Genomic DNA, 20,722 nt, shown 5'->3' with positions numbered 1-20,722 from the left:
TAAGCTTAAATTTGGGGCGTGAACGTGATGAGAAAAATTATCCATATAGATATGGATGCATTTTATGCATCGGTGGAACAACTGGATAACCCTGAGCTTAGAGGAAAGGCTGTGGCGGTAGGTGGTAGTTCACAGCGGGGAGTAGTGAGCGCCGCAAGTTATGAGGCCCGAAAATTTGGAGTGAGAAGCGCTATGAGCAGCGTGATCGCTAAAAGAAATTGCCCCGATCTCATCTTTGTGAAACCAAGATTTGAACGTTATCGTGAAATCTCTCAAAGGATAAGGGAGATCTTTTTTGAATACACAGACCTTGTTGAACCACTTTCACTGGATGAGGCATACCTTGATGTTACCGAAAATAAAAAAGGTAATCCGAGTGCTACCCTTATTGCAAGGGAGATAAGAGATAAGATCAGGGAAAAAACGGGTTTGAATGCTTCTGCCGGAATTTCGATCAACAAGTTTATCGCGAAGGTGGCCAGTGATGTGAATAAGCCAAATGGCCAGAAAACAGTTCCTCCTGAAGAAGTGCTTCAATTCCTGGAAGAGCTGGATATCAGAAAGTTTTATGGGGTAGGAAAAGTAACCGCCGAAAAAATGTATCGCTTAGGGATCTTTAGCGGAAAAGATCTGAAAGAAAAAAGCGAAGAGTTCCTTACAGAGCATTTCGGAAAGAGTGGTGCCCATTTCTACAATGTGGTTAGAGGAATCCATAATAGCGAGGTAAAACCGCATCGAATCAGGAAATCACTTGGAGCCGAAAGGACCTTCAATGAAAATATCTCTTCCGAAATCTTTATGTTAGAAAGGCTTGAGAATATTGCTGAAGAGATCGAACGCCGACTTAAAAAAAGCCAGGTAGCAGGTAAAACTGTGACATTAAAAATCAAATACAGCGACTTCACGCTTCAAACCAGGAGTAAGACCATTGGTTATTATATCGCAAGTAAAGACCTCATAATAGAGATCGCCAAAGAATTGCTTTATCAGGAAAAAATGAAGGATTCGGTGCGCCTGCTTGGAATTTCATTATCAAACCTGAATACAGATAAGGAAGATTCCAAAGAAGAAAAAAAGGAAATTTCAGTTCAATTAAAGTTTAAATTCTAAACAAAAAAACCGGAAATCTATTGTTAAATAAACTTCCGGCTTTCTCGTTTTAATTCTATAGATCTATTCAATTTCTGAAACTCTCAGCGTATTCACCATCCCTTTGGCCGTAATAGGCATTGCTGCAAGGTTTATAGTAAAATCACCCGTTTCCACAAATTTGAATTGCTTTGCCATGGCGCTAATATCTTCTATTGTTTCATCTGTACTTACAAACTTATCATAGAAAAAAGCTTTTACTCCCCAAAGCAGGCTTAACTGATTAAGAATTCTTCTGTTTGAAGTAAATACCAGGATATGTGCTTCAGGTCTCCAGGCAGAGATCTGAAAAGCCGTGTATCCACTATTTGTAAGTGTACAGATTGCCTTAGCCTTAATCTCGTTTGCCATGTGAGCCGCGTGATAACACACCGCCTTGGTGATATATCTTTTTGTTCTTACATGTGGAGGCTCATGAGGCACTTTGATAAGTGGAGAATTCTCTACACTCTCCAATATCTGTGACATCTTTTGAATCACCTGAACGGGGTATTGCCCTACAGAAGTTTCACCACTTAGCATCACTGCATCGGCACCATCCATAACAGAGTTGGCCACATCGTTCACCTCTGCCCTTGTAGGCGTAAGGCTGGTGATCATGGTTTCCATCATCTGTGTGGCAATAATCACCGGAATTCTGGCTTTTTTAGCGGTAAGAACAAGTTTTTTCTGAATAAGGGGAACCTCCTGAGCAGGAATCTCAACTCCAAGATCTCCACGCGCTACCATAAGTCCGTCACAATAAGCAACGATTTTATCAATATTGGCAACACCTTCAGGTTTTTCAATTTTGGCAACAATCGGGATCTTGTATTCGCTATGTTCCCCGATAAGCTTCTGGAGCTCCATAAGGTCTTCAGCATGCCTTACAAAAGAAAGTGCCATCCAGTCTACCTGCATCTCACACGCAAATTTGGCATCTTCAACATCCTTTTCCGTAAGGGCTGGCAGGGAAATATTAGTGTTAGGCAGGTTTACCCCTTTTTTTGATTTCAAAGGGCCTCCCTGGATCACTTTTGTCTTAACCTCATTCTTTTTATTGGTACTTATAACCTCAAAAATGAGCTTTCCATCATCCAGCAAAATCCTTTCTCCGGCTTTTACATCCCGTGGAAAAGAGTCATAATTCATATATACCCTTTTAGCGGTGCCTTTGAATTCCTCTCCTGTAGCGAATACTATCTGATCTCCTTCACTCACTACCACTTCTTCCTTCATCACTCCCACACGCAGCTTAGGTCCCTGTAGGTCGGCAAGGATAGCGGCATTAAAACCATTCTCCTCATTAAGCTCCCTTATCATTCGGATGCGCTCCTTTACATCATCATAATTGGCATGAGAAAAATTTATTCGGAAAACATTTACACCTTCCTGCAACATCTTCTTTAAAACATCCTTACTACTGGTTGCAGGGCCCAGCGTTGCGACTATTTTGGTTTTTTTGTTGGTAGGCATTATTCGAAAATTAGATTTTGTTTGGATTTTAAATTGTTCACATCAATTGCATATGCAGCTTGCACTCCCGGGATCTGACCTATTTTGGCAAGAATCCGGTTGAACTCCTTTTGCTGAATCTCTTCACTGATCTTTAGAAAGTAATCAACTTTATTATATTCAGGAATCAGGTATACTTCCTGGGGGCTTAACTCTTCTTCCTCAAAAAGTGACCCCGAATTCAGAATTTTCCTGGGCTTCCCTTTAAATTTATTAGCAACAAGGTCTAAGCTATAATAAGCATTTGGGTCTTTATAAGAGTACAGAGCATATACCGCGTGAAAATCGGTATGATTAAAATCAATATCCCTTCTGTCTCTTTCGAGCTTTACCCTGAGATACTTATTTATAGAAAAAGCCATTTTATACCCTTCCAAAGAAGCATAAAGAGCTATTAAATAGAAATGCTCGTCTTCAACCTCCAGCAGCATTTTATGCGATTGCATAAACTTTTACTTTAAGGCTAAAGATAATATATGATTGATAAAACGAAGATAAAGCTAACTTAAAATTCATAATTTTCTACGAAAACGTTATAGTTTGCGTTAAATCGTCAAAAAAATCACTCTATTTTATTCTGCAAGGCGTAATAAGCCCGCTTAGAAGCCTTCTCTTCGGCTTTCTTCTTGGATGTGGCTCTGGCCTTGGCTACAACCTTATCATCGATACGAAGTTTTACCGCGAAATGTTTTAATTCGTCATTCCCCGTATCTTCGTATACTTCATAATCAAATTCCTTCTTCTCCTTCTGGCACCATTCTATTACAAGACTCTTATAGCTAATTACCTTTCCTTCGAGTTGCTCAATATCTACATACGGATCTATGACCCTGTCATAAATAAAACGCTTACAGTATTTATACCCACGATCCAGATAGATGGCACCTACGAGGGCCTCGAATAAATTCCCGTGAATATTCACACCAAACTGATCCTTCGGAATATTGGTTTGAACGTGTTCTATCAATTTCAGATCCTTACCCAGCTCATTAAGGTGTTTACGGCTCACCACTTTAGACCTCATCTTGGTAAGATAGCCCTCGTTTCCTCCAGGCACGGCCTTGAACAGGTGAGAAGCCACCACGGCGCTAAGCATGGCATCACCGAGGAACTCCATTCGCTCAAAATTGATAGCATTCCCTTCGGAATCCTTTTGGTTTAAGGATCGATGGGTAAAGGCTTTTTTATAATGGGAAAGGTTTTTAGGCTTGAATCCGAGGATAGAAGTAATAACATTAAAAAAATTCCCGCCCTTGGAAGAGCGGGAATTTAATATGTTACGAATAACGCTCATCGTTTATTCGTCAAGTTTTTTGAACAACACACAGGCATTGTGTCCGCCGAACCCAAAGGTATTACTCATAACGACATTAACGTCTCTCTTCTGAGCCTTATTAAGAGTAAGGTTAAGTTCAGGATCGATGTTTTCATCAACGTTTTCATGATTAATAGTAGGAGGAACAATTCCGTATTTCATTGAAAGGATAGCCGCGATAGCTTCAATAGCACCGGCAGCTCCTAACAAATGCCCTGTCATAGACTTGGTGGAATTGATATTGATGGTTTTAGCATGTTCACCGAAAACTTTCGAAATTGCCTTAAGCTCGGCAACATCTCCAAGAGGAGTAGAAGTTCCGTGAGTGTTAATTGCATCAACATCTTCCGGTTTCAAACCAGCATTCCTGAGGCAGTTTTGCATAACAGCCACAACTCCGTCGCCTTCCGGGTGCGGAGCAGTCATATGATAAGCATCTGAAGAAAGGCCTCCACCAAGTACTTCGGCATAGATTTTAGCTCCTCTGGCTTTAGCATGCTCATATTCTTCCAATATAAGCGCACCTCCACCTTCACCAAGCACAAAACCATCCCTGGTAGCATCGAAAGGTCTGGAAGCAGTTTCAGGACTATCGTTTCTGGTTGAAAGGGCATGCATTGCATTAAAACCGCCCATTCCTGCTATAGTTACCGCAGCTTCAGAACCACCTGAAACAATCACATCACTATAGCCCAGTCGAATATTATTCAATGCATCTATCATGGCATTTGCCGATGATGCACAGGCCGAAACAGTGGTGTAATTTGCTCCCATAAATCCGTGTTTAATAGAGATATTACCAGGAGCAATATCTGCTATCATCTTCGGAATAAAGAATGGATTAAATCTTGGAGAGCCATCTCCTTTTGCGAAGTTGATCACTTCTTCCTGGAAGGTTTCAAGACCTCCGATTCCTGCGCCCCAAATTACGCCAACGCGAAATTTGTCAACGACATCAAGGTCTATCCCGGAATCCTTAATAGCTTCGTCTGCAGATACCATTGCATACTGAGCAAACCTATCAAGTTTTCTTGCTTCCTTACGATCAAAATGATCGAGTGGATTAAAATTTTTGAGTTCACAAGCGAATTTAGTCTTGAACTTTTCGGTATCAAAATAAGTGATAGGTGCACTACCACTTTTACCATTTTTAAGCCCCTCCCAATATTCCTCTATATTGTTACCAATTGGGGTTAAGGCACCAAGGCCCGTAACTACTACTCGCTTTAACTCCATATGGTGTGTTGATTTTTATTTTTTAGCGTCTTCGATATATGAAATTGCCTGACCTACAGTGGCGATATTCTCAGCCTGATCGTCTGGAATCTGAATGTCAAATTCTTTTTCGAATTCCATGATCAATTCCACTGTGTCTAGTGAATCAGCACCCAAGTCGTTGGTGAAGCTGGCTTCGTTTACAACTTCATTCTCGTCAACTCCCAATTTGTCAACGATAATAGCTTTTACTCTTGATGCAATGTCTGACATAATTTTTTATTTTAATTTTGATTAGGTGGCAAAAATAAAAAACTTTATTTTAAAACCGATTTTTACTCTAAAAATGTGACGGTAATTTACATAAAATTCATTGAAACGGATTAATTTTACATCCTAATAAATGTTAACACCCTTATTTTGAGTGACGAAACAAAAAAAACCACCAAAAAAATAGTAATCTTTGCTTCAGGGTCTGGCACCAATGCCGAAAACATCATAAAATACTTTCAGAATTCCGATAAAATTGAGGTAGTAGCCGTTTTATCTAACCGTAGATCAGCAGGCGCCTTAAAAAAAGCACATCGCCTTAATGTTAAGGCTTTATTATTTGACAAGGAGGCACTTTATTATTCTCATGAAGTTCTTAACGTATTAAAGGATATAGACCCTGACCTAATTGTTCTCGCAGGTTTTCTATGGCTTATGCCTACCAATATACTTGAAGAATTTCCAAACCGGGTGATCAATATCCACCCTGCCCTTTTACCAAAATATGGAGGAAAAGGGATGTATGGTTCCAGAGTCCATGAAGCTGTAATAGAAAAACAGGAAAAGGAAAGTGGCATAACCATACATTATGTGAATCCAAAATATGATGAAGGACAGGTCATTTTTCAAAACACAGTATCTATAGAAGAAAATGATACTCCTGAAAGTCTCGCCGAAAAAATACATGAACTGGAGTATAAACACTTTCCTGAAGTGATCCAGCAACTTTTAGAAGAGAAGAAATAGTGCAAAATACACAGGTTCATATCTATACCGATGGCGCCGCAAGAGGCAATCCCGGACCTGGGGGTTATGGTATCGTGATGGAATGGGTTGGAAAACCTTATAAGAAGGAATTCTCTGCCGGTTACAAGCTTACTACTAATAACCGAATGGAACTATTAGCCGTTATTGAAGGACTGAAAAAGTTAAAAAAACCTGGGCTTCATGTAAAGGTATTTACAGATTCAAAATACGTGGCCGATGCCGTGAAAAAAGGCTGGGTATTTGGTTGGGAAAAAAAGGGATTCGTAAATCGCAAAAACAGCGATCTGTGGATCGCATTTCTAAAAGAATACAGGAAGCATCAGGTGGAGTTCCAATGGATAAAAGGCCATAACAATCATCCTCAAAATGAGCGTTGTGATGCTCTGGCAGTAATCGCTTCCAAAGGAAAAGACCTTAAGAAAGACATCGGATATAGGGGCTGAAAAAGAGTCTGAAAATTAGGGTTTATCCCTTGAAAAACAAACTGTATATTTGCAGCGTCATTTAAAACCCGTTATGAGTAAATTACTTATTGTTGGAACCGTCGCGTTCGATGCTATTGAAACTCCATTTGGAAAAACCGATAAGATCCTGGGTGGCGCCGCTACTTATATTGGTCTTTCTGCCTCTCACTTTAATGTAGACAGCGCTGTGGTTTCCATAGTAGGGGACGATTTCCCACAGGAATATCTGGACCTGCTGAAAGACAATAAAATCAACATCGAAGGAGTGGAAATAGTAGAAGGAGGAAAAACCTTCTTCTGGAGCGGTAAATACCATAATGATCTTAATACCCGGGATACCCTGGAAACCCAGTTAAATGTACTTGCTGATTTTAATCCTGTGGTTCCAGATTCTTATAAGGACTCTCAATTCGTGATGCTTGGAAACCTGCATCCTCTTGTGCAACTGAGTGTTTTGGAACAGGTATCCGATCCTAAACTGGTAGTACTTGACACCATGAATTTCTGGATGGACAATACGCTGGATGATCTTCTTAAAGTAGTAGCCAAAGTTGATGTGATTACCATAAATGATGAAGAGGCGAGGCAGCTTTCAGGAGAACATTCTTTGGTAAAAGCCGCACGAAAGATTGAAGAAATGGGCCCTAAATATGTGGTGATCAAAAAAGGAGAACACGGTGCTTTATTATTTCATAAAGACCAGGTTTTCTTTGCTCCCGCCCTTCCGCTGGAAGATGTTTTTGATCCAACAGGTGCCGGAGACACCTTTGCAGGTGGTTTTATAGGATACCTTGCCCGAACCGGGGATATCTCTTTTGAAAATATGAAGAGTGCCATCATTTATGGATCGAATCTTGCTTCCTTCTGTGTAGAAAAATTCGGAACTGAAAGAATGCAGGCATTATCAGGATCGCAGGTAAATGAGCGCCTTCTTGATTTTAAAAAATTAACGCAGTTTGAAACTCAGCTGCCCTAAGATATCGCCCTGTAATTTCAGGGCTTTTTTTGTGACAAAGACAACGAAAATTCCAAAAAAGGAAACCAGAATATGAGTGATGCTCTTAAACACGAATGCGGAATCGCACTTATCAGGCTTTTAAAGCCTCTTGATTATTACAAGGAAAAATATGGAACGGCATTTTATGGTGTGAATAAAATGTACCTGATGATGGAGAAGCAACACAACCGTGGCCAGGATGGTGCCGGTTTTGCGAGCATCAAACTCAACACCATCCCGGGAGAACGCTACATAAGCCGGATTCGTTCTAACAAATCACAGCCAATTCAGGATATTTTTGAACAGATCAATCAGCGAATAAATGATGAGATCAAGGCTAATCCTGAATATGCCGATGATACCGAACTTCAAAAAAGACACATTCCATATCTTGGCGAAGTGTTCCTGGGACATGTACGATACGGAACCTTCGGTAAGAACAATATTGAGAGCGTACATCCTTTTCTTAGACAGAACAACTGGATGCACCGTAATCTAATAGTAGCAGGAAATTTCAATATGACCAATGTGAACAGATTGTTCAACAATCTTGTAGAACTTGGTCAGCACCCAAAAGAAAGGGCTGACACCGTTACCGTAATGGAAAAAATAGGTCACTTTCTTGATTCGGAAGTAAGAAAGCTATATAAAAAGCTCAAGAAAGAAGGCTATTCAAAAGTAGAAGCCTCTCCAGTAATTGCCGAGAAACTCAATGTAGCCAAGATTCTGAAGAAATCGTCCAAGAACTGGGATGGGGGTTACGCTATGGCCGGACTTATGGGCCACGGCGACTCATTTGTGCTTCGCGATCCCGCAGGCATAAGGCCCGCTTACTATTATAAGGATGATGAAGTGGTTGTTGTAGCTTCGGAAAGACCGGTGATACAAACTGTTTTCAATGTGAATTTTGAAGATGTTACAGAGCTTCCTCCGGGCCATGCTATCATCACAAAGAAGAACGGAAAGACTTCCATCAAAAAAATTATTGAGCCTTTGGAGAGAAAGGCATGTTCTTTTGAGCGTATCTATTTTTCGAGGGGAAGTGATGCCGAGATCTACCAGGAGAGAAAAATGCTTGGAAGATTATTAATGCCCGAGGTATTGAAGTCTATAGACCACGACACCTTAAAAACAGTATTCTCTTTTATCCCAAATACTGCCGAAACCTCATTCTACGGGATGGTGGAAGCAGCACAGGATGAGCTGAACAAACAAAAAAACGAGGCCATCCTCGAAGAAAAGGAAACACTCACCGATGCCAGACTTCAGGAAATACTGTCTCACCGATTAAGGACAGAAAAGATCGCTATCAAAGATGTAAAGCTTAGGACTTTCATTACAGAAGATAGCAGTCGTGACGACCTGGTTGCCCACGTTTATGATGTAACCTACGGAGTTGTAAAACCCGATGACAATCTGGTAATTATCGATGACAGCATCGTTCGTGGAACCACACTTAAGAAAAGTATTATAAAAATGATGGACAGGCTGAAGCCAAGGAAGATAATTGTGGTTTCATCGGCTCCTCAAATAAGATATCCTGACTGTTACGGTATTGATATGGCGAGACTTGAAGACCTTGTTGCCTTTAGAGCTGCCCTGGACTTGCTGAAAGAAAATGACAAATTTGATATCGTAGAAAAGGTCTATAATAAATGTAAAGAACAGGTAGATCTGGATGATAGTGAAGTTCAAAATTTCGTGAAAGAAATTTATGATCCTTTTACCGATGAAGAAATTTCCAATAAGATCTCAGAATTACTGTGTGATGAAGAAGTAAATGCAGAAGTACAAGTGATCTATCAAAGTGTTGAAAACCTACATAAGGCCTGCCCTAAGAATTTAGGCGATTGGTACTTTACAGGGGATTACCCAACTCCGGGAGGAAACCGCGTTGTAAACAGAGCATTTATGAACTTTTTCGAAGGCAAAAAGGATCGGGCATATTAAGTTTGTGTGTTTCAACTAATAAATGTGCACTTTATCTAATAATCTTTGCCTGTAGGATTTTTCTATCTACTTTAGTGTAGCCATAACATAAGTAGGTTAAGTTCATGGTAGATTTGGGGCAAAAAAAGGTGGAAGCTATTCCGCCTTTTTTTATATCCGGACTTCTCGGATTTGTTCAATATTTTTTCTTCGATAGATGAACAAGAAATTGATTTTCAACTGTTTAACTAAAAAATACTCCCTTCATCTAAATTCTTTAAATCTTTAATTAATTCGTTCTATATTTACTGGACCATAGCATAAGTAGGTTAAGTTCATGGTAGATTTGGGGCAAAAAAAGGTGGAGAATATCCACCTTTTTTTATGGAGTAAACTCAAATGTAAGAACCTCCCAAAAACTGACCAGAATATAACACAATAACCTAAAAAACAACTGGTTAACTAATTTTTAGGTATTTCATCTAAATTTATAATTTCATAAAATAATTCGTTCTATATTTACTAGACCATAGCATAAGTAGGTTAAGTTCATGGTAGATTTGGGGCAAAAAAAGGTGGAGAATATCCACCTTTTTTTATGAAGTAAATTCAAAAAAAGGCCACTGTAAGTGGCCTTCTTATTCCTATATATTGTGACTAATTACTTAGCTTTTGCATACCTGCTCCCAACTTCTTTCCAATCTATCACGTTAAAGAAAGCTTCTATATATTCAGGACGTTTATTCTGGTAATTCAAATAATAGGCATGTTCCCAAACATCGATTCCCAAAATAGGAGTTCCACCGCAACCAACTTCAGGCATGATAGGATTGTCCTGGTTTGGAGTTGAGCACACCTCAACCTTACCGCCATCGTGAACACATAACCAGGCCCAACCTGATCCAAACTGTCCGGCAGCCGCTTTTGAAAATTCATCTTTAAAGGCTTCAAAAGAACCATATGCATTGTCTATAGCTTCTGCTAGTTCACCTTCAGGTTTACCACCTCCATCTGGTGACATGATTTCCCAGAAAAGACTGTGATTATAAAACCCACCACCATTATTACGAACCGCGCTGTTAGACATATCGAGGTTCTTCAGAATATTCTCGATATTTTTTCCGTTCATATCGGTCCCCTCAATGGCCGCATTCAATTTTTTTGTGTAGCCTGCATGGTGCTTTCCATGGTGAATTTCCATGGTTCTGGCATCTATATGTGGTTCCAATGCATCAAAGGCATATTTTAATTTTGGTAACTCAAAAGACATAATTATCTGATTTTTTTAGTGATTAGTACTTAAACTCACCCAAATTTAGCCATTCGGGTATTTAATGGAAATTTTTTAATGTTATAAAATACTTAAAAGGACTGGTGCTTTAAAACTCATTTTTATTTTAAATTTAAAAATTCTTGAACATAGAAAACCTCATAAAGCCCTCTTTTGAAAAACTCCTTTAATATCTATAATGCCTCGGCAGGCTCAGGAAAAACTTTTACCCTTGTAAGGGAATATCTCAACTTACTTTTATCCTCGCCGAAAAAAGACGGGTATAAAAACATTCTCGCGATTACCTTTACCAATAAAGCGGTCGGCGAAATGAAAAAAAGAATTATACAAACTCTTGCTGATTTTTCGACTGCGGGTTCCCATCTGGAAGATCATGCTCTTTTAAAAGCCATCGCTCAGGATACCGGCCTTTCCAAAGAAGAAATTAGCAACAGGTCTTCCAGGATCCTGAAAAGCATAATTCATAATTATGCTGCATTTGAAGTCTCAACGATAGACGGTTTTACTCACCGGGTACTGCGAACATTCGCACGCGACCTGGGTATCCCCATGAATTTTGAAGTAGAGCTTGACGCCGATCAAATTCTTATGGAAGCCGTAGATAGCCTTGTTAGTCGGGCCGGAAGTGATGAAAAGCTCACTCGCACCCTTGTTGATTTCACCCTGGCCAAGGCCGATGATGACAAGAGCTGGGATATAAGCCGGGATCTTTTCAACATCTCCAAGCTTCTGATAAATGAAAACCACCAGAAAGCCATACAGGTTTTAAAAACCAAAAAACCTGAGGATTTTGAGGAATTCGGTAAAAAACTGGCTTCAGACATAGAGATCACTGCAAAAAACCTCAAAAGATCTGCTGATTACTTCTTTGAACTCATTGAAAAAAATGGAATCGAGGAAACTGATTTTACTAGAGGTTCCATTCCCGGACATTTCAGAAAACTTAAAAATGGCGGCTCGGTTAATTTCAATACAAAATGGGCTGAAAGTATAGAGGGTCTTCCTTTATATCCTAAAAAAGTGAGTGATGAGACCAAAGCGGCAATAGATTCCATTCAATCAGAAATCGCTGAAATATTCCATGCTACCAAACAGGCATATTTTCATATTGAATTCCTTACAGAGATAAAGAAAAACCTGGTTCAGCTATCCCTGCTTAACGAAATAAACAGGGAAGTAGAAAAGATCAAAAAAGACAGAAACCTGGTACTGATTTCAGAATTTAACCCCAGAATTAGCGAACAGGTTAAGGATCAGCCGGCTCCATTCATCTATGAAAGACTTGGAGAGCGATACCAGCACTATTTTATTGACGAATTTCAGGATACCTCTATTATGCAGTGGGAAAACCTCATTCCTTTGATAGATCACAACCTTTCAGGAACAGATCATCCCGCTGGTCTCACTATAGTGGGAGATGCTAAACAAAGCATCTATAGATGGCGTGGCGGGAGGGCTGAGCAGCTTATAGATCTTAGCACTAAAAAGATAAAACCATTTCAAACCGAGCAGCAGGTTGTAAATTTGCCAGATAACTTTAGAAGTGGTTCTGAGGTTGTGAATTTCAATAATAACTTTTTCAATTACACTGCCTCACAACTCACTTTTCCTGACTATGCCGAATTATTTAAAAACTCTTCTCAAAATCCAAAAAAGGGAGATTTTGGTTATGTAAACATCTCGTTTCTGGAGGCGCAGAACCGGGAAGAAGAATTTGAAGTTTATCCACAAAAAATCCTGGAAATTATAAAGGAACTCGACACAAAAGGTTTTAAGAGAAATGATGTTTGTATTCTTACCAGGAAAAGAAGTGAAGGGGTTGCCATAGCCGAATATTTAAGTGAAAATGGCATCTCGGTGATATCTTCTGAAACACTGCTGCTTTCTCAATCTCCAGAAGTAAACTTTATTGTAAACCTGCTTTATTATTCCCTTAATCCGCAGGATGATAAATTAAAGCTCGGCATTTATGATTTTCTAGCAGAGCAGTATCTGGAGGAAGAAGAAGTTCACAAAATACTCATCCAGAACTTGCCAAAGAACGGTGCCGAATTCTTCAATTGGACATCACGCATTGGACTTGAGTTTGACTTAGACCGCCTGAAAGGACTTTCACTTTATGAATCGGTAGAATATATTATCAGAAGCTTTGAACTGGTAAAGGATTCTGAGGCCTATATTCAGTTCTTTTTAGATTTCGTATTCGAAACCACGCAAAAGACCTCAAATGGTCTGAGCGATTTTCTGGAGAAATGGGAGCAGAAAAAAGACAAGCTTAGCATTGTAGTGCCTGAAGCTGATAATGCGGTACAGATCATGACCATTCATAAATCAAAGGGCCTGGAATTCCCTGTAGTTATTTATCCCTTTGCCAACTCTGAACTTCAGAATACCAGAAACGACAACTTATGGGTAGAAACCTACAATGAAAATATCCCGGTTGCCTATGTAAGTGCGTCTAAGAAAATGCTAGACTGGAACAATGATGCAGCAAGCAAATATCAGGACCTTATATACAAAAATGAACTGGACACTTTAAACGTACTATATGTAGCATGCACCAGGGCTTCGCAGCAATTATACATTCTTTCCAATTACCATGAAAAACCCAAAAACTCCCCTAATATTTCCGATATATTCATGGATTATTTAAGATCTACCGGGAAATGGAATGGAGAGCTATCATACGAATTTGGAGATCCTACACAAATTTTTAACTCTGAACCTACAGAAACTTCCAGCCTATCGCCTAAAGAATACCATTCTTCTTCCACCCAGAACCAGGCGGTTAAAATTATTACCAGAGCCGGTTCATTATGGGATTCTAAACAACAGGAGGCTATTGAAAAAGGTGAGATCGCCCATGAGATACTGGCAAGGATCAATGAGGCTTCCGATCTGGAGAATGCGATCGAATGGGCTGTTATAAACGGGATGATAACCGAAAGTTCAAGACAGGAAATCACCGGTCTGATTTCCGCAATACTTAACCACCCCGATCTAAAACAATATTATGTGGAAGGGGAGCATAATTTTAATGAAAAAGAACTCATAACAACTGCTGGTGAAAGATTGAGGCCAGACAGGATCAATCTTAAGGGACAGAATGTGAGCATTATTGACTATAAAACCGGGGGACTGGTTGAAAAACACACAAAACAGATCTCAGATTATGCCAAAGCACTGAAAGACATGGGGTATAATATTGAAAGGTGTTTACTCGTATACACGAGTACTCCTATAGTAATTAAAGAAGTTTAAATTTGTGTCACGAGAAGATTAAAATACATAAATAGAAAAAAGATAATAGATATGTACGGAGCAATAAAAGAACATTTACAAAACGAAATAGAAGAAATAAAAGAGGCCGGTCTCTATAAAAAAGAGAGAATCATCACCAGTCCGCAGGATGCTGTAATTAAGATTTCAACAGGACAGGAGGTTATAAATTTCTGCGCGAATAATTATCTGGGGCTTTCCTCTCATCCAGAAGTGATCCAGGCAGCTAAAAACACTTTAGACAGTCATGGATTTGGGATGTCCAGTGTAAGATTCATATGTGGTACCCAGGACATTCATAAAGAACTGGAAAAAAAGATCGCAGATTTCTACGGGACCGAGGATACGATTCTTTACGCTGCTGCATTCGATGCAAACGGCGGAATATTCGAACCGCTACTGACAGCTGAAGATGCTATTATTTCAGATTCGCTTAATCATGCATCTATCATAGATGGGGTGCGTTTATGTAAAGCTGCAAGGTATCGCTATGAAAACGGCAATATGGAAGATCTGGAAAAGCAGCTTATTGCAGCCAATGAAAAGGACGCCAGGTTTAAAATTATCGTTACCGACGGTGTTTTCTCTATGGACGGACTTGTAGCTCCGCTGGATAAGATATGTGATCTTGCCGAAAAATATGATGCCCTTGTAATGATAGATGAATGTCACGCCACAGGGTTTATTGGTGAGCATGGAATTGGAACTCTCGAAGAAAAAGGCGTTCTGGACAGGATAGATATTATCACAGGAACCCTGGGTAAAGCTCTTGGAGGTGCAATGGGAGGCTACACCACGGCCAAAAAAGAAATCATCGAAATACTAAGACAGCGCTCAAGACCTTATTTATTCTCGAACTCCCTGGCACCAGCTATTGTAGGAGCTTCGATAAAGGTATTTGATATGCTTAAGAAAGATGACAGCTTAAGGAATAAGCTCAAAGAGAATACTGCATACTTTAAAAAGGGAATAAAGGATGCTGGTTTCGAAATTATAGATGGTGAATCAGCCATAGTGCCGGTTATGCTGCATGACGCAAAGCTTTCTCAGGATATGGCCGATAAACTTCTGGAAGAGGGAATTTACGTAATTGGATTCTTCTACCCGGTTGTGCCGAAAGGAAAAGCCCGAATAAGAGTACAACTTTCTGCTGCCCATGAAAAAGAACATCTTGATAAAGCCATCCTGGCTTTCAAAAAAGTTGGAAAGGAATTGAACATAATTTAGTGTTAAATTCCTGATTAATTTTTTTATAAATTATTATCAAAATAATTGACAATCAGATATTAAAATGAGAACAAAACCTCTGGAAAGGCGCTGTAATTAAGAAAACTTTATTATTTTTATCTTTGTTAATATGCATTAAGCACATACTTTTGTTCACAATTAACACTTAAAACTAAACTATTAAATATGAAACATCTTAGCAAAATTGCATTGGCCTTATTGCTGGTAATTAGCTTTACTTCAGTTCAGGCACAGGATGCAGACAATCCTTGGGCAATTGGCGTTGGTACCAATGCCGTAGATTTCTATCCCACAGGAAATGACGCCCCACAAGGTGATATGTTCGCTGAGTATTTTAACACCGGTGACCATTGGAATATTCTACCCGCTATTTCCAAACTTTCTTTATCAAGGTACATTGGAGCTGGTTTTGTAGGGGAATTGAGTGGTACTCTAAATCAAATTGATAAATACGGTGACAGATCTGTAGACGATTTATCTTATTATGCCATAGACGGTAGTGTAGATTACAGTCTTCGTGCTCTATTAAACGATGGATGGCTTGATCCAGTACTTGGTATTGGTGGGGGCTACACCTGGATAGGTGAACAGGATGGTGAAGATATTTCAAATCTTAGCGCCGCTTCTCTTAACGGAAAATTAGGTTTGAACATCTGGTTTTCTGACAATATCGCTCTTTCACTTGAATCTAAATACAAAAACTTCTTTGATGTAGAAACAGCGACTCATTTCCAGCATTCAGCGGGAATTAAGTTCGTATTCGGAGGTACTGATACCGATGGTGACGGAATCTACGATAAAGACGATGAATGTCCAGAAACACCAGGTCTTGAAGAATTTAACGGATGTCCTGATACTGACGGCGACGGAATCGAAGACCGTCAGGATGCTTGTCCAGACGAAAAAGGTCTTGCTGAATTTGACGGATGTCCTGACTCTGACGGTGATGGCGTTGCCGATCCTGATGATGAATGTCCAGATGTTGCAGGTCTCGCCGAAATGAACGGTTGTCCTGATACTGATGGCGACGGCGTAATAGATAGCGAAGATGAGTGTCCAGATGAAGCTGGTCCTGCAGAAAACGATGGATGCCCATGGCCAGATACTGATGGTGATGGAATCCTTGATAAGGATGATGAATGTCCAGAAGAAGCTGGTCCTGCAGCATCAAACGGATGTCCAGAACCAACTGCTGAAGTGATCTCAGAATTGAATGAGTACTCTAAAACTGTTCTTTTCGACTTCAATAAAGCAACTATCCGCCAAGAATCTGAAGATGCTCTTCAGTCTATCGTAGATATCATGAATGAGTATCCACAGACTATCTTCCATATTGAAGGTCATACTGATAGCATAGGTAGTGAAGCTTATAATATGAAGCTTTCTAAAGAACGTGCGGCATCTGTAGAGTCATGGTTATCTGAGCATGGTGTTCCTGCTAACAGATTAACTTCTGAAGGATATGGTGAAACCCAGCCTATAGCTACTAATAGCACCGATGCCGGAAGACAGGAAAACAGACGTGTTGAAATTTCTCTTGATAAAGACAGAGAAATGAAAGACAAATCTGGTGACGAAGAAATGAACTAATTGTTCTTGATAAATCACAAAGGAAAACGCTCCGCATTGCGGGGCGTTTTTTTATTTTAGGCGTATGAAATCATTTATACGTGAAGTATTAGAGAAGCTCAATCAAACTTCCACCCCACTTTCTGATATCATCTTTATTCTTCCCAGTAAAAGAGCTGGATCTTATCTCGTTAAGGAACTTGCAGCCGTATCAGATGTAAATTTATTTGCGCCAACCATATACAGTATTGAGGAGTTCGCAGAGGTTATTTCAGGATTACAGCCTATAGACAATACCATCAGTCTTTTTGAATTCTACGATGTTTATAAAAACCTTACTTCTCCAGAAGAACTTGAAGATTTTGAAACCTTTACCACATGGGCCCAAAGTCTTATTCATGACTTCAACGAAATAGATCGCTATCTAATAGACCACGAACCCTTTTTTAATTATCTATCAGGTATTCAGGATATAAAGCACTGGTATCTTCAGGATGAAAAGACCGATCTCATTAAGAGATACCTTAGATTCTGGAAAAAGCTCCCTCTCTACTATGAGGCTTTAAGTGAGAAATTACTAAAGAAAAAGCAGGGATATCAGGGACTCATCTACCGTGAGGCTGCGAAGGGTATTCGTGAATACATAATTAGCAATCAAAAGCAACACGTATTTATCGGCTTTAATGCACTTAACGCTTCTGAACAATTGATCATTCAGAACATGCTTGAACAGAAAATCGCCAGGGTATTCTGGGATTTAGATAATGTATTTTATTCCGATTCTTCTCATGGTGCTTCGGTCTTTATAAGGGATTATCTCGAAAACTGGGATTATTACCAGAAGAATTCATACGATTCCTTTTCTACACATTATTCTGAGCCTAAAGAAATTGAAATGATTGGTGTTCCCAAGAACATCGGGCAGGCGAAATACCTGGGAGACATCCTTACGGGATTGAGCACAGAACAATTACAAAATACAGCGATTGTATTGGGAGAGGAAGAATTGTTACTACCTGTACTTAACTCCTTACCAGAAGAAATCGATGAATTGAATATTACAATGGGATTTCCTGTAAAGAATGCACCTGTCAATTCTCTTTTTGAAAGCCTTTTCCAGATACACATTCAAACTACAGGGAATTATTATTACAAGGATATTATTTCGGTAATCAATCATTCTTCCCTGAATCCTATTCTGGCACCCTATGCAGACAGCTTAATTCAAAGGATTCATTCTGAAAATCTTATTTACCTTCATCCTGATGAAATAATCTCAGCTTTCCCTGAGGAACTAAAAGAAATTGTTTCAGCCTGCATTCGCCCAAAAGAGGATTCTGTTTCCCTCCTTATTGAGGATTTTCATCAAATAATACAGTCTTTAAAAGTTTTTCTGAAGAAAGAAAAAGATCAGATTGGCCTGGAATTTCTTTATCATTTCCACGTGCTCTTCAATAAACTGGAAAACCTCAACAATAAATACCCTCATCTGAAAACTATCAGCTCGCTCTACGGCTTCTATAAAGAAATGTTGAGTACCGAAACACTCGACTTTCAGGGTAGACCTTTCCAGGGCCTGCAATTGATGGGAATGCTCGAATCGAGAGCCCTTGATTTTGAAACAGTGATAATAACTTCATTAAATGAAGGCGTTTTACCCGCGGGAAAATCAGAAAATTCCTTTATCCCCTATGATCTGAAACAGGAATACAATCTGCCAACCTACAGGGAAAAAGATGCAGTTTACACCTATCACTTTTACAGACTACTGCAAAGGGCAAAGAATGTCAATTTACTTTACAACACCGAAGCTGACGGATTAAATTCAGGAGAAAAGAGCAGGTTCCTCACTCAGCTGGAGATCGAAAAACGACCCGGACATGAATTAAGGAATATTCTGGTAAGCCCTAAGGTTCCCAAAACCGGAAAAGAACTTAAAGAAGTAAGAAAAACACCTGAAATACTTGAAAAACTAAAAGCACTGGCAGGCTCTGGTTTTTCACCATCAGCACTTACGACTTACATAAGAAACCCTCTTGATTTCTACCATCAGTACGTTCTGGGTATTCGCGATCAGGAGGAAGTTGAAGAGACCGTTGCCTTCAACACCTTGGGAACGGTTGTGCACAACTCCCTGGAAAATCTTTACAAGCCATATGAAGGGCAAGTTATTTCGGAAGGCCTTATTAAAGGCTTTATCAATCAGGCCAACCAGCAAATTAAAAAGGAATTTGCAAATACCTATAGCAAGGTACCGCTGGAAAAAGGGAAGAACCTTCTCATTTTCGAGGTAGCCAAGCGCTACCTGCATAATTTTCTTAACTACGAATTAGACAGGTTAAAGGCCGGAGAAGAGATAAAAATCATTCAGATTGAAAAGGATCTCAAAATAGAATTTCCTGTAGAAAATTTAGGTTTTTCAGTTTATCTTCGCGGCAAGGTTGATCGTTTTGAAACCAGCAACGGGATTCCCAGAATTATAGATTATAAAACCGGGAAAGTAGAATCGAGACACCTGAACCTTGAAGATTGGGAGGAAATAACAAAAGATTATGACAAATACTCTAAAAGTTTTCAGGTTTTAACTTATGCAAGCTTGATTGCCCTTGAGAAAGACCTTACATTCCCGGCAGAGGCAGGAATCATCTCTTTCAAGAACTTAAGATCAGGATTTTTAAAGTTTGAGAAAAAGGAACCGGGATCCAGAAAGAAAGATCCTCTGATAACTCAGGAAACCCTGGACCTGTTTCAATCTGAAATGAAGAAATTAATAATGGAGATCTGCAACCCGGAAATTCCATTTACAGAAAAAGAAATTAAGAAGACACATGGAAGTTTCTAAAGAAAAAAACCTTGTCATAGAAGGCAAGCACAAAAAACCTATTGTTGCCGATATTATTTTTAAAGATGATGGCAAAGCCAAACCAATTGTGATTTTCTGTCACGGCTACAAGGGTTTTAAAGACTGGGGGGCCTGGGATATCATGGGTGATAGATTTGCCGAAGAAGGCTTCTTTTTTGTGAAATTCAACTTCAGCCATAATGGAACCGGACCAGATCACCTCACCGAATTTCTTAATATTGAAGCCTTTGGCGACAATAATTATGTGAAAGAGCTGGACGACCTGCAATCTGTAATAGATTGGATACTGTTGCCTGATTTTAAATTCGCTCAGCAGATCGATGCAAGTAATATAAACCTCATAGGACATTCAAGAGGAGGTGGAATAGCCGTAATTAAAGCTGCTGAAGACAAAAGAATTGGCAAAATATTGACCTATGCCTCTGTATCCGATTTCGGATCCCGCTTCCCGGAAGGAAAAAAACTCGAAGCCTGGGAAAAGAAAGGAGTGCAGTATATCGTGAATACAAGAACCGGTCAGCAATTACCTCATCATTACCAGTTCTATAAGAATTACAAGGAAAATAAAGAGCGCCTTAGCATCAAAAAAGCTGCAAAAAAATTGAAGATCCCTCACCTTATTGCTCATGGCAGCAGTGATACCAGCGTATCTATTGGAGAGGCCGGAAATTTATTTGAGTGGAGCCCGGCTCCAAAACTACTTCTGGTAGAAAATGCCGACCATGTATTTGGAACTAAACATCCTTGGAATGGTGAAGAGTTGCCAAAAGAATTTAAACATGTGATCAAGAAAAGTATAGCTTTCCTGAAAACAGATTCCAAAGAATTATGGGACGAGTACGGGGAATCTGATGACGATTAGAAAATAAAA

At 39.5% G+C, this 20,722-nt stretch carries 16 protein-coding genes; 10 read left to right on the top strand and 6 right to left on the bottom strand.

Annotated elements, in window-relative coordinates:
- The first annotated feature begins 27 nt into the window (after positions 1 to 27).
- Positions 28 to 1,110, top strand: coding sequence for a DNA polymerase IV (gene dinB / locus NE848_RS10200; RefSeq protein ID WP_252113127.1), 1,083 nt, complete (start codon positions 28 to 30; stop codon positions 1,108 to 1,110).
- Between the two features lie 63 nt (positions 1,111 to 1,173).
- Here dinB and pyk read toward each other — a convergent pair whose 3' ends face one another.
- The 5 genes from pyk to NE848_RS10175 all read right to left on the bottom strand — a co-directional run bounded on the left by pyk (position 1,174) and on the right by NE848_RS10175 (position 5,446).
- The gene (pyk, locus tag NE848_RS10195; protein WP_252113125.1) at positions 1,174 to 2,604 is read right to left on the bottom strand and encodes a pyruvate kinase; all 1,431 of its coding nucleotides are present in this window, start codon (positions 2,602 to 2,604) and stop codon (positions 1,174 to 1,176) included.
- Positions 2,604 to 3,089 carry an IPExxxVDY family protein gene (locus NE848_RS10190; RefSeq protein ID WP_252113123.1) on the bottom strand — a complete coding sequence of 162 codons (486 nt, stop codon included), beginning with the start codon at positions 3,087 to 3,089 and terminating at the stop codon, positions 2,604 to 2,606. Before NE848_RS10190 ends, pyk begins: the two co-directional genes overlap by 1 nt.
- Positions 3,090 to 3,205: 116 nt before the next feature.
- Positions 3,206 to 3,937 carry a ribonuclease III gene (gene rnc, locus NE848_RS10185; RefSeq protein ID WP_252113121.1) on the bottom strand — a complete coding sequence of 244 codons (732 nt, stop codon included), beginning with the start codon at positions 3,935 to 3,937 and terminating at the stop codon, positions 3,206 to 3,208.
- Positions 3,938 to 3,940: 3 nt separating this feature from the next.
- The gene (gene fabF / locus NE848_RS10180) at positions 3,941 to 5,194 is read right to left on the bottom strand and encodes a beta-ketoacyl-ACP synthase II (protein ID WP_252113119.1); all 1,254 of its coding nucleotides are present in this window, start codon (positions 5,192 to 5,194) and stop codon (positions 3,941 to 3,943) included.
- A gap of 15 nt (positions 5,195 to 5,209) precedes the next feature.
- Positions 5,210 to 5,446 (bottom strand): acyl carrier protein, encoded by a 237-nt coding sequence (locus NE848_RS10175; RefSeq protein ID WP_013069791.1) that lies wholly within the window; start codon positions 5,444 to 5,446, stop codon positions 5,210 to 5,212.
- Positions 5,447 to 5,593: 147 nt separating this feature from the next.
- Between NE848_RS10175 and purN the strand changes: the two genes are divergently transcribed.
- The 4 genes from purN to NE848_RS10155 all read left to right on the top strand — a co-directional run bounded on the left by purN (position 5,594) and on the right by NE848_RS10155 (position 9,622).
- Complete coding sequence (purN, locus tag NE848_RS10170; protein ID WP_252113117.1) at positions 5,594 to 6,190, top strand: phosphoribosylglycinamide formyltransferase; 597 nt, start codon at positions 5,594 to 5,596, stop codon at positions 6,188 to 6,190.
- Complete coding sequence (gene rnhA, locus NE848_RS10165) at positions 6,190 to 6,654, top strand: ribonuclease HI (protein WP_252113116.1); 465 nt, start codon at positions 6,190 to 6,192, stop codon at positions 6,652 to 6,654. The genes purN and rnhA overlap by 1 nt, the downstream gene beginning before the upstream one ends.
- 73 nt (positions 6,655 to 6,727) lie before the next feature.
- Positions 6,728 to 7,651 carry a PfkB family carbohydrate kinase gene (locus NE848_RS10160; protein WP_252113114.1) on the top strand — a complete coding sequence of 308 codons (924 nt, stop codon included), beginning with the start codon at positions 6,728 to 6,730 and terminating at the stop codon, positions 7,649 to 7,651.
- A 72-nt stretch (positions 7,652 to 7,723) separates the two neighbouring features.
- Positions 7,724 to 9,622 carry an amidophosphoribosyltransferase gene (locus NE848_RS10155; protein ID WP_252113112.1) on the top strand — a complete coding sequence of 633 codons (1,899 nt, stop codon included), beginning with the start codon at positions 7,724 to 7,726 and terminating at the stop codon, positions 9,620 to 9,622.
- 640 nt (positions 9,623 to 10,262) lie between these two features.
- Here NE848_RS10155 and NE848_RS10150 read toward each other — a convergent pair.
- Positions 10,263 to 10,871 carry a superoxide dismutase gene (locus NE848_RS10150; RefSeq protein ID WP_252113110.1) on the bottom strand — a complete coding sequence of 203 codons (609 nt, stop codon included), beginning with the start codon at positions 10,869 to 10,871 and terminating at the stop codon, positions 10,263 to 10,265.
- Positions 10,872 to 11,045: 174 nt separating this feature from the next.
- Here NE848_RS10150 and NE848_RS10145 point away from each other — a divergent pair, with 174 nt between their 5' ends.
- From NE848_RS10145 to NE848_RS10125, 5 genes are all read left to right on the top strand, one after another.
- Complete coding sequence (locus NE848_RS10145) at positions 11,046 to 14,153, top strand: UvrD-helicase domain-containing protein (protein ID WP_252113108.1); 3,108 nt, start codon at positions 11,046 to 11,048, stop codon at positions 14,151 to 14,153.
- 51 nt (positions 14,154 to 14,204) lie between these two features.
- On the top strand, positions 14,205 to 15,398 hold the full coding sequence (gene kbl, locus NE848_RS10140) for a glycine C-acetyltransferase (protein WP_252113106.1): 1,194 nt from the start codon (positions 14,205 to 14,207) through the stop codon (positions 15,396 to 15,398).
- A 186-nt stretch (positions 15,399 to 15,584) separates the two neighbouring features.
- Positions 15,585 to 17,009: an OmpA family protein gene (locus tag NE848_RS10135; RefSeq protein WP_252113104.1), complete on the top strand. Its 1,425-nt coding sequence runs from the start codon at positions 15,585 to 15,587 to the stop codon at positions 17,007 to 17,009.
- A 64-nt stretch (positions 17,010 to 17,073) separates the two neighbouring features.
- Positions 17,074 to 19,830: a PD-(D/E)XK nuclease family protein gene (locus tag NE848_RS10130; protein WP_252113101.1), complete on the top strand. Its 2,757-nt coding sequence runs from the start codon at positions 17,074 to 17,076 to the stop codon at positions 19,828 to 19,830.
- Entirely contained in the window at positions 19,817 to 20,713 is an 897-nt protein-coding gene (locus tag NE848_RS10125; RefSeq protein WP_252113099.1) for an alpha/beta hydrolase family protein, read from the top strand. The genes NE848_RS10130 and NE848_RS10125 overlap by 14 nt, the downstream gene beginning before the upstream one ends.
- Positions 20,714 to 20,722: the final 9 nt, after the last annotated feature.

The sequence above is a fragment of the Gramella jeungdoensis genome (genome assembly GCF_023805255.1).
GTDB lineage: Bacteria > Bacteroidota > Bacteroidia > Flavobacteriales > Flavobacteriaceae > Christiangramia > Christiangramia jeungdoensis.
Note: the sequence above shows the minus strand (reverse complement) of the source record. Positions and strands in the feature narration are given on the sequence as shown.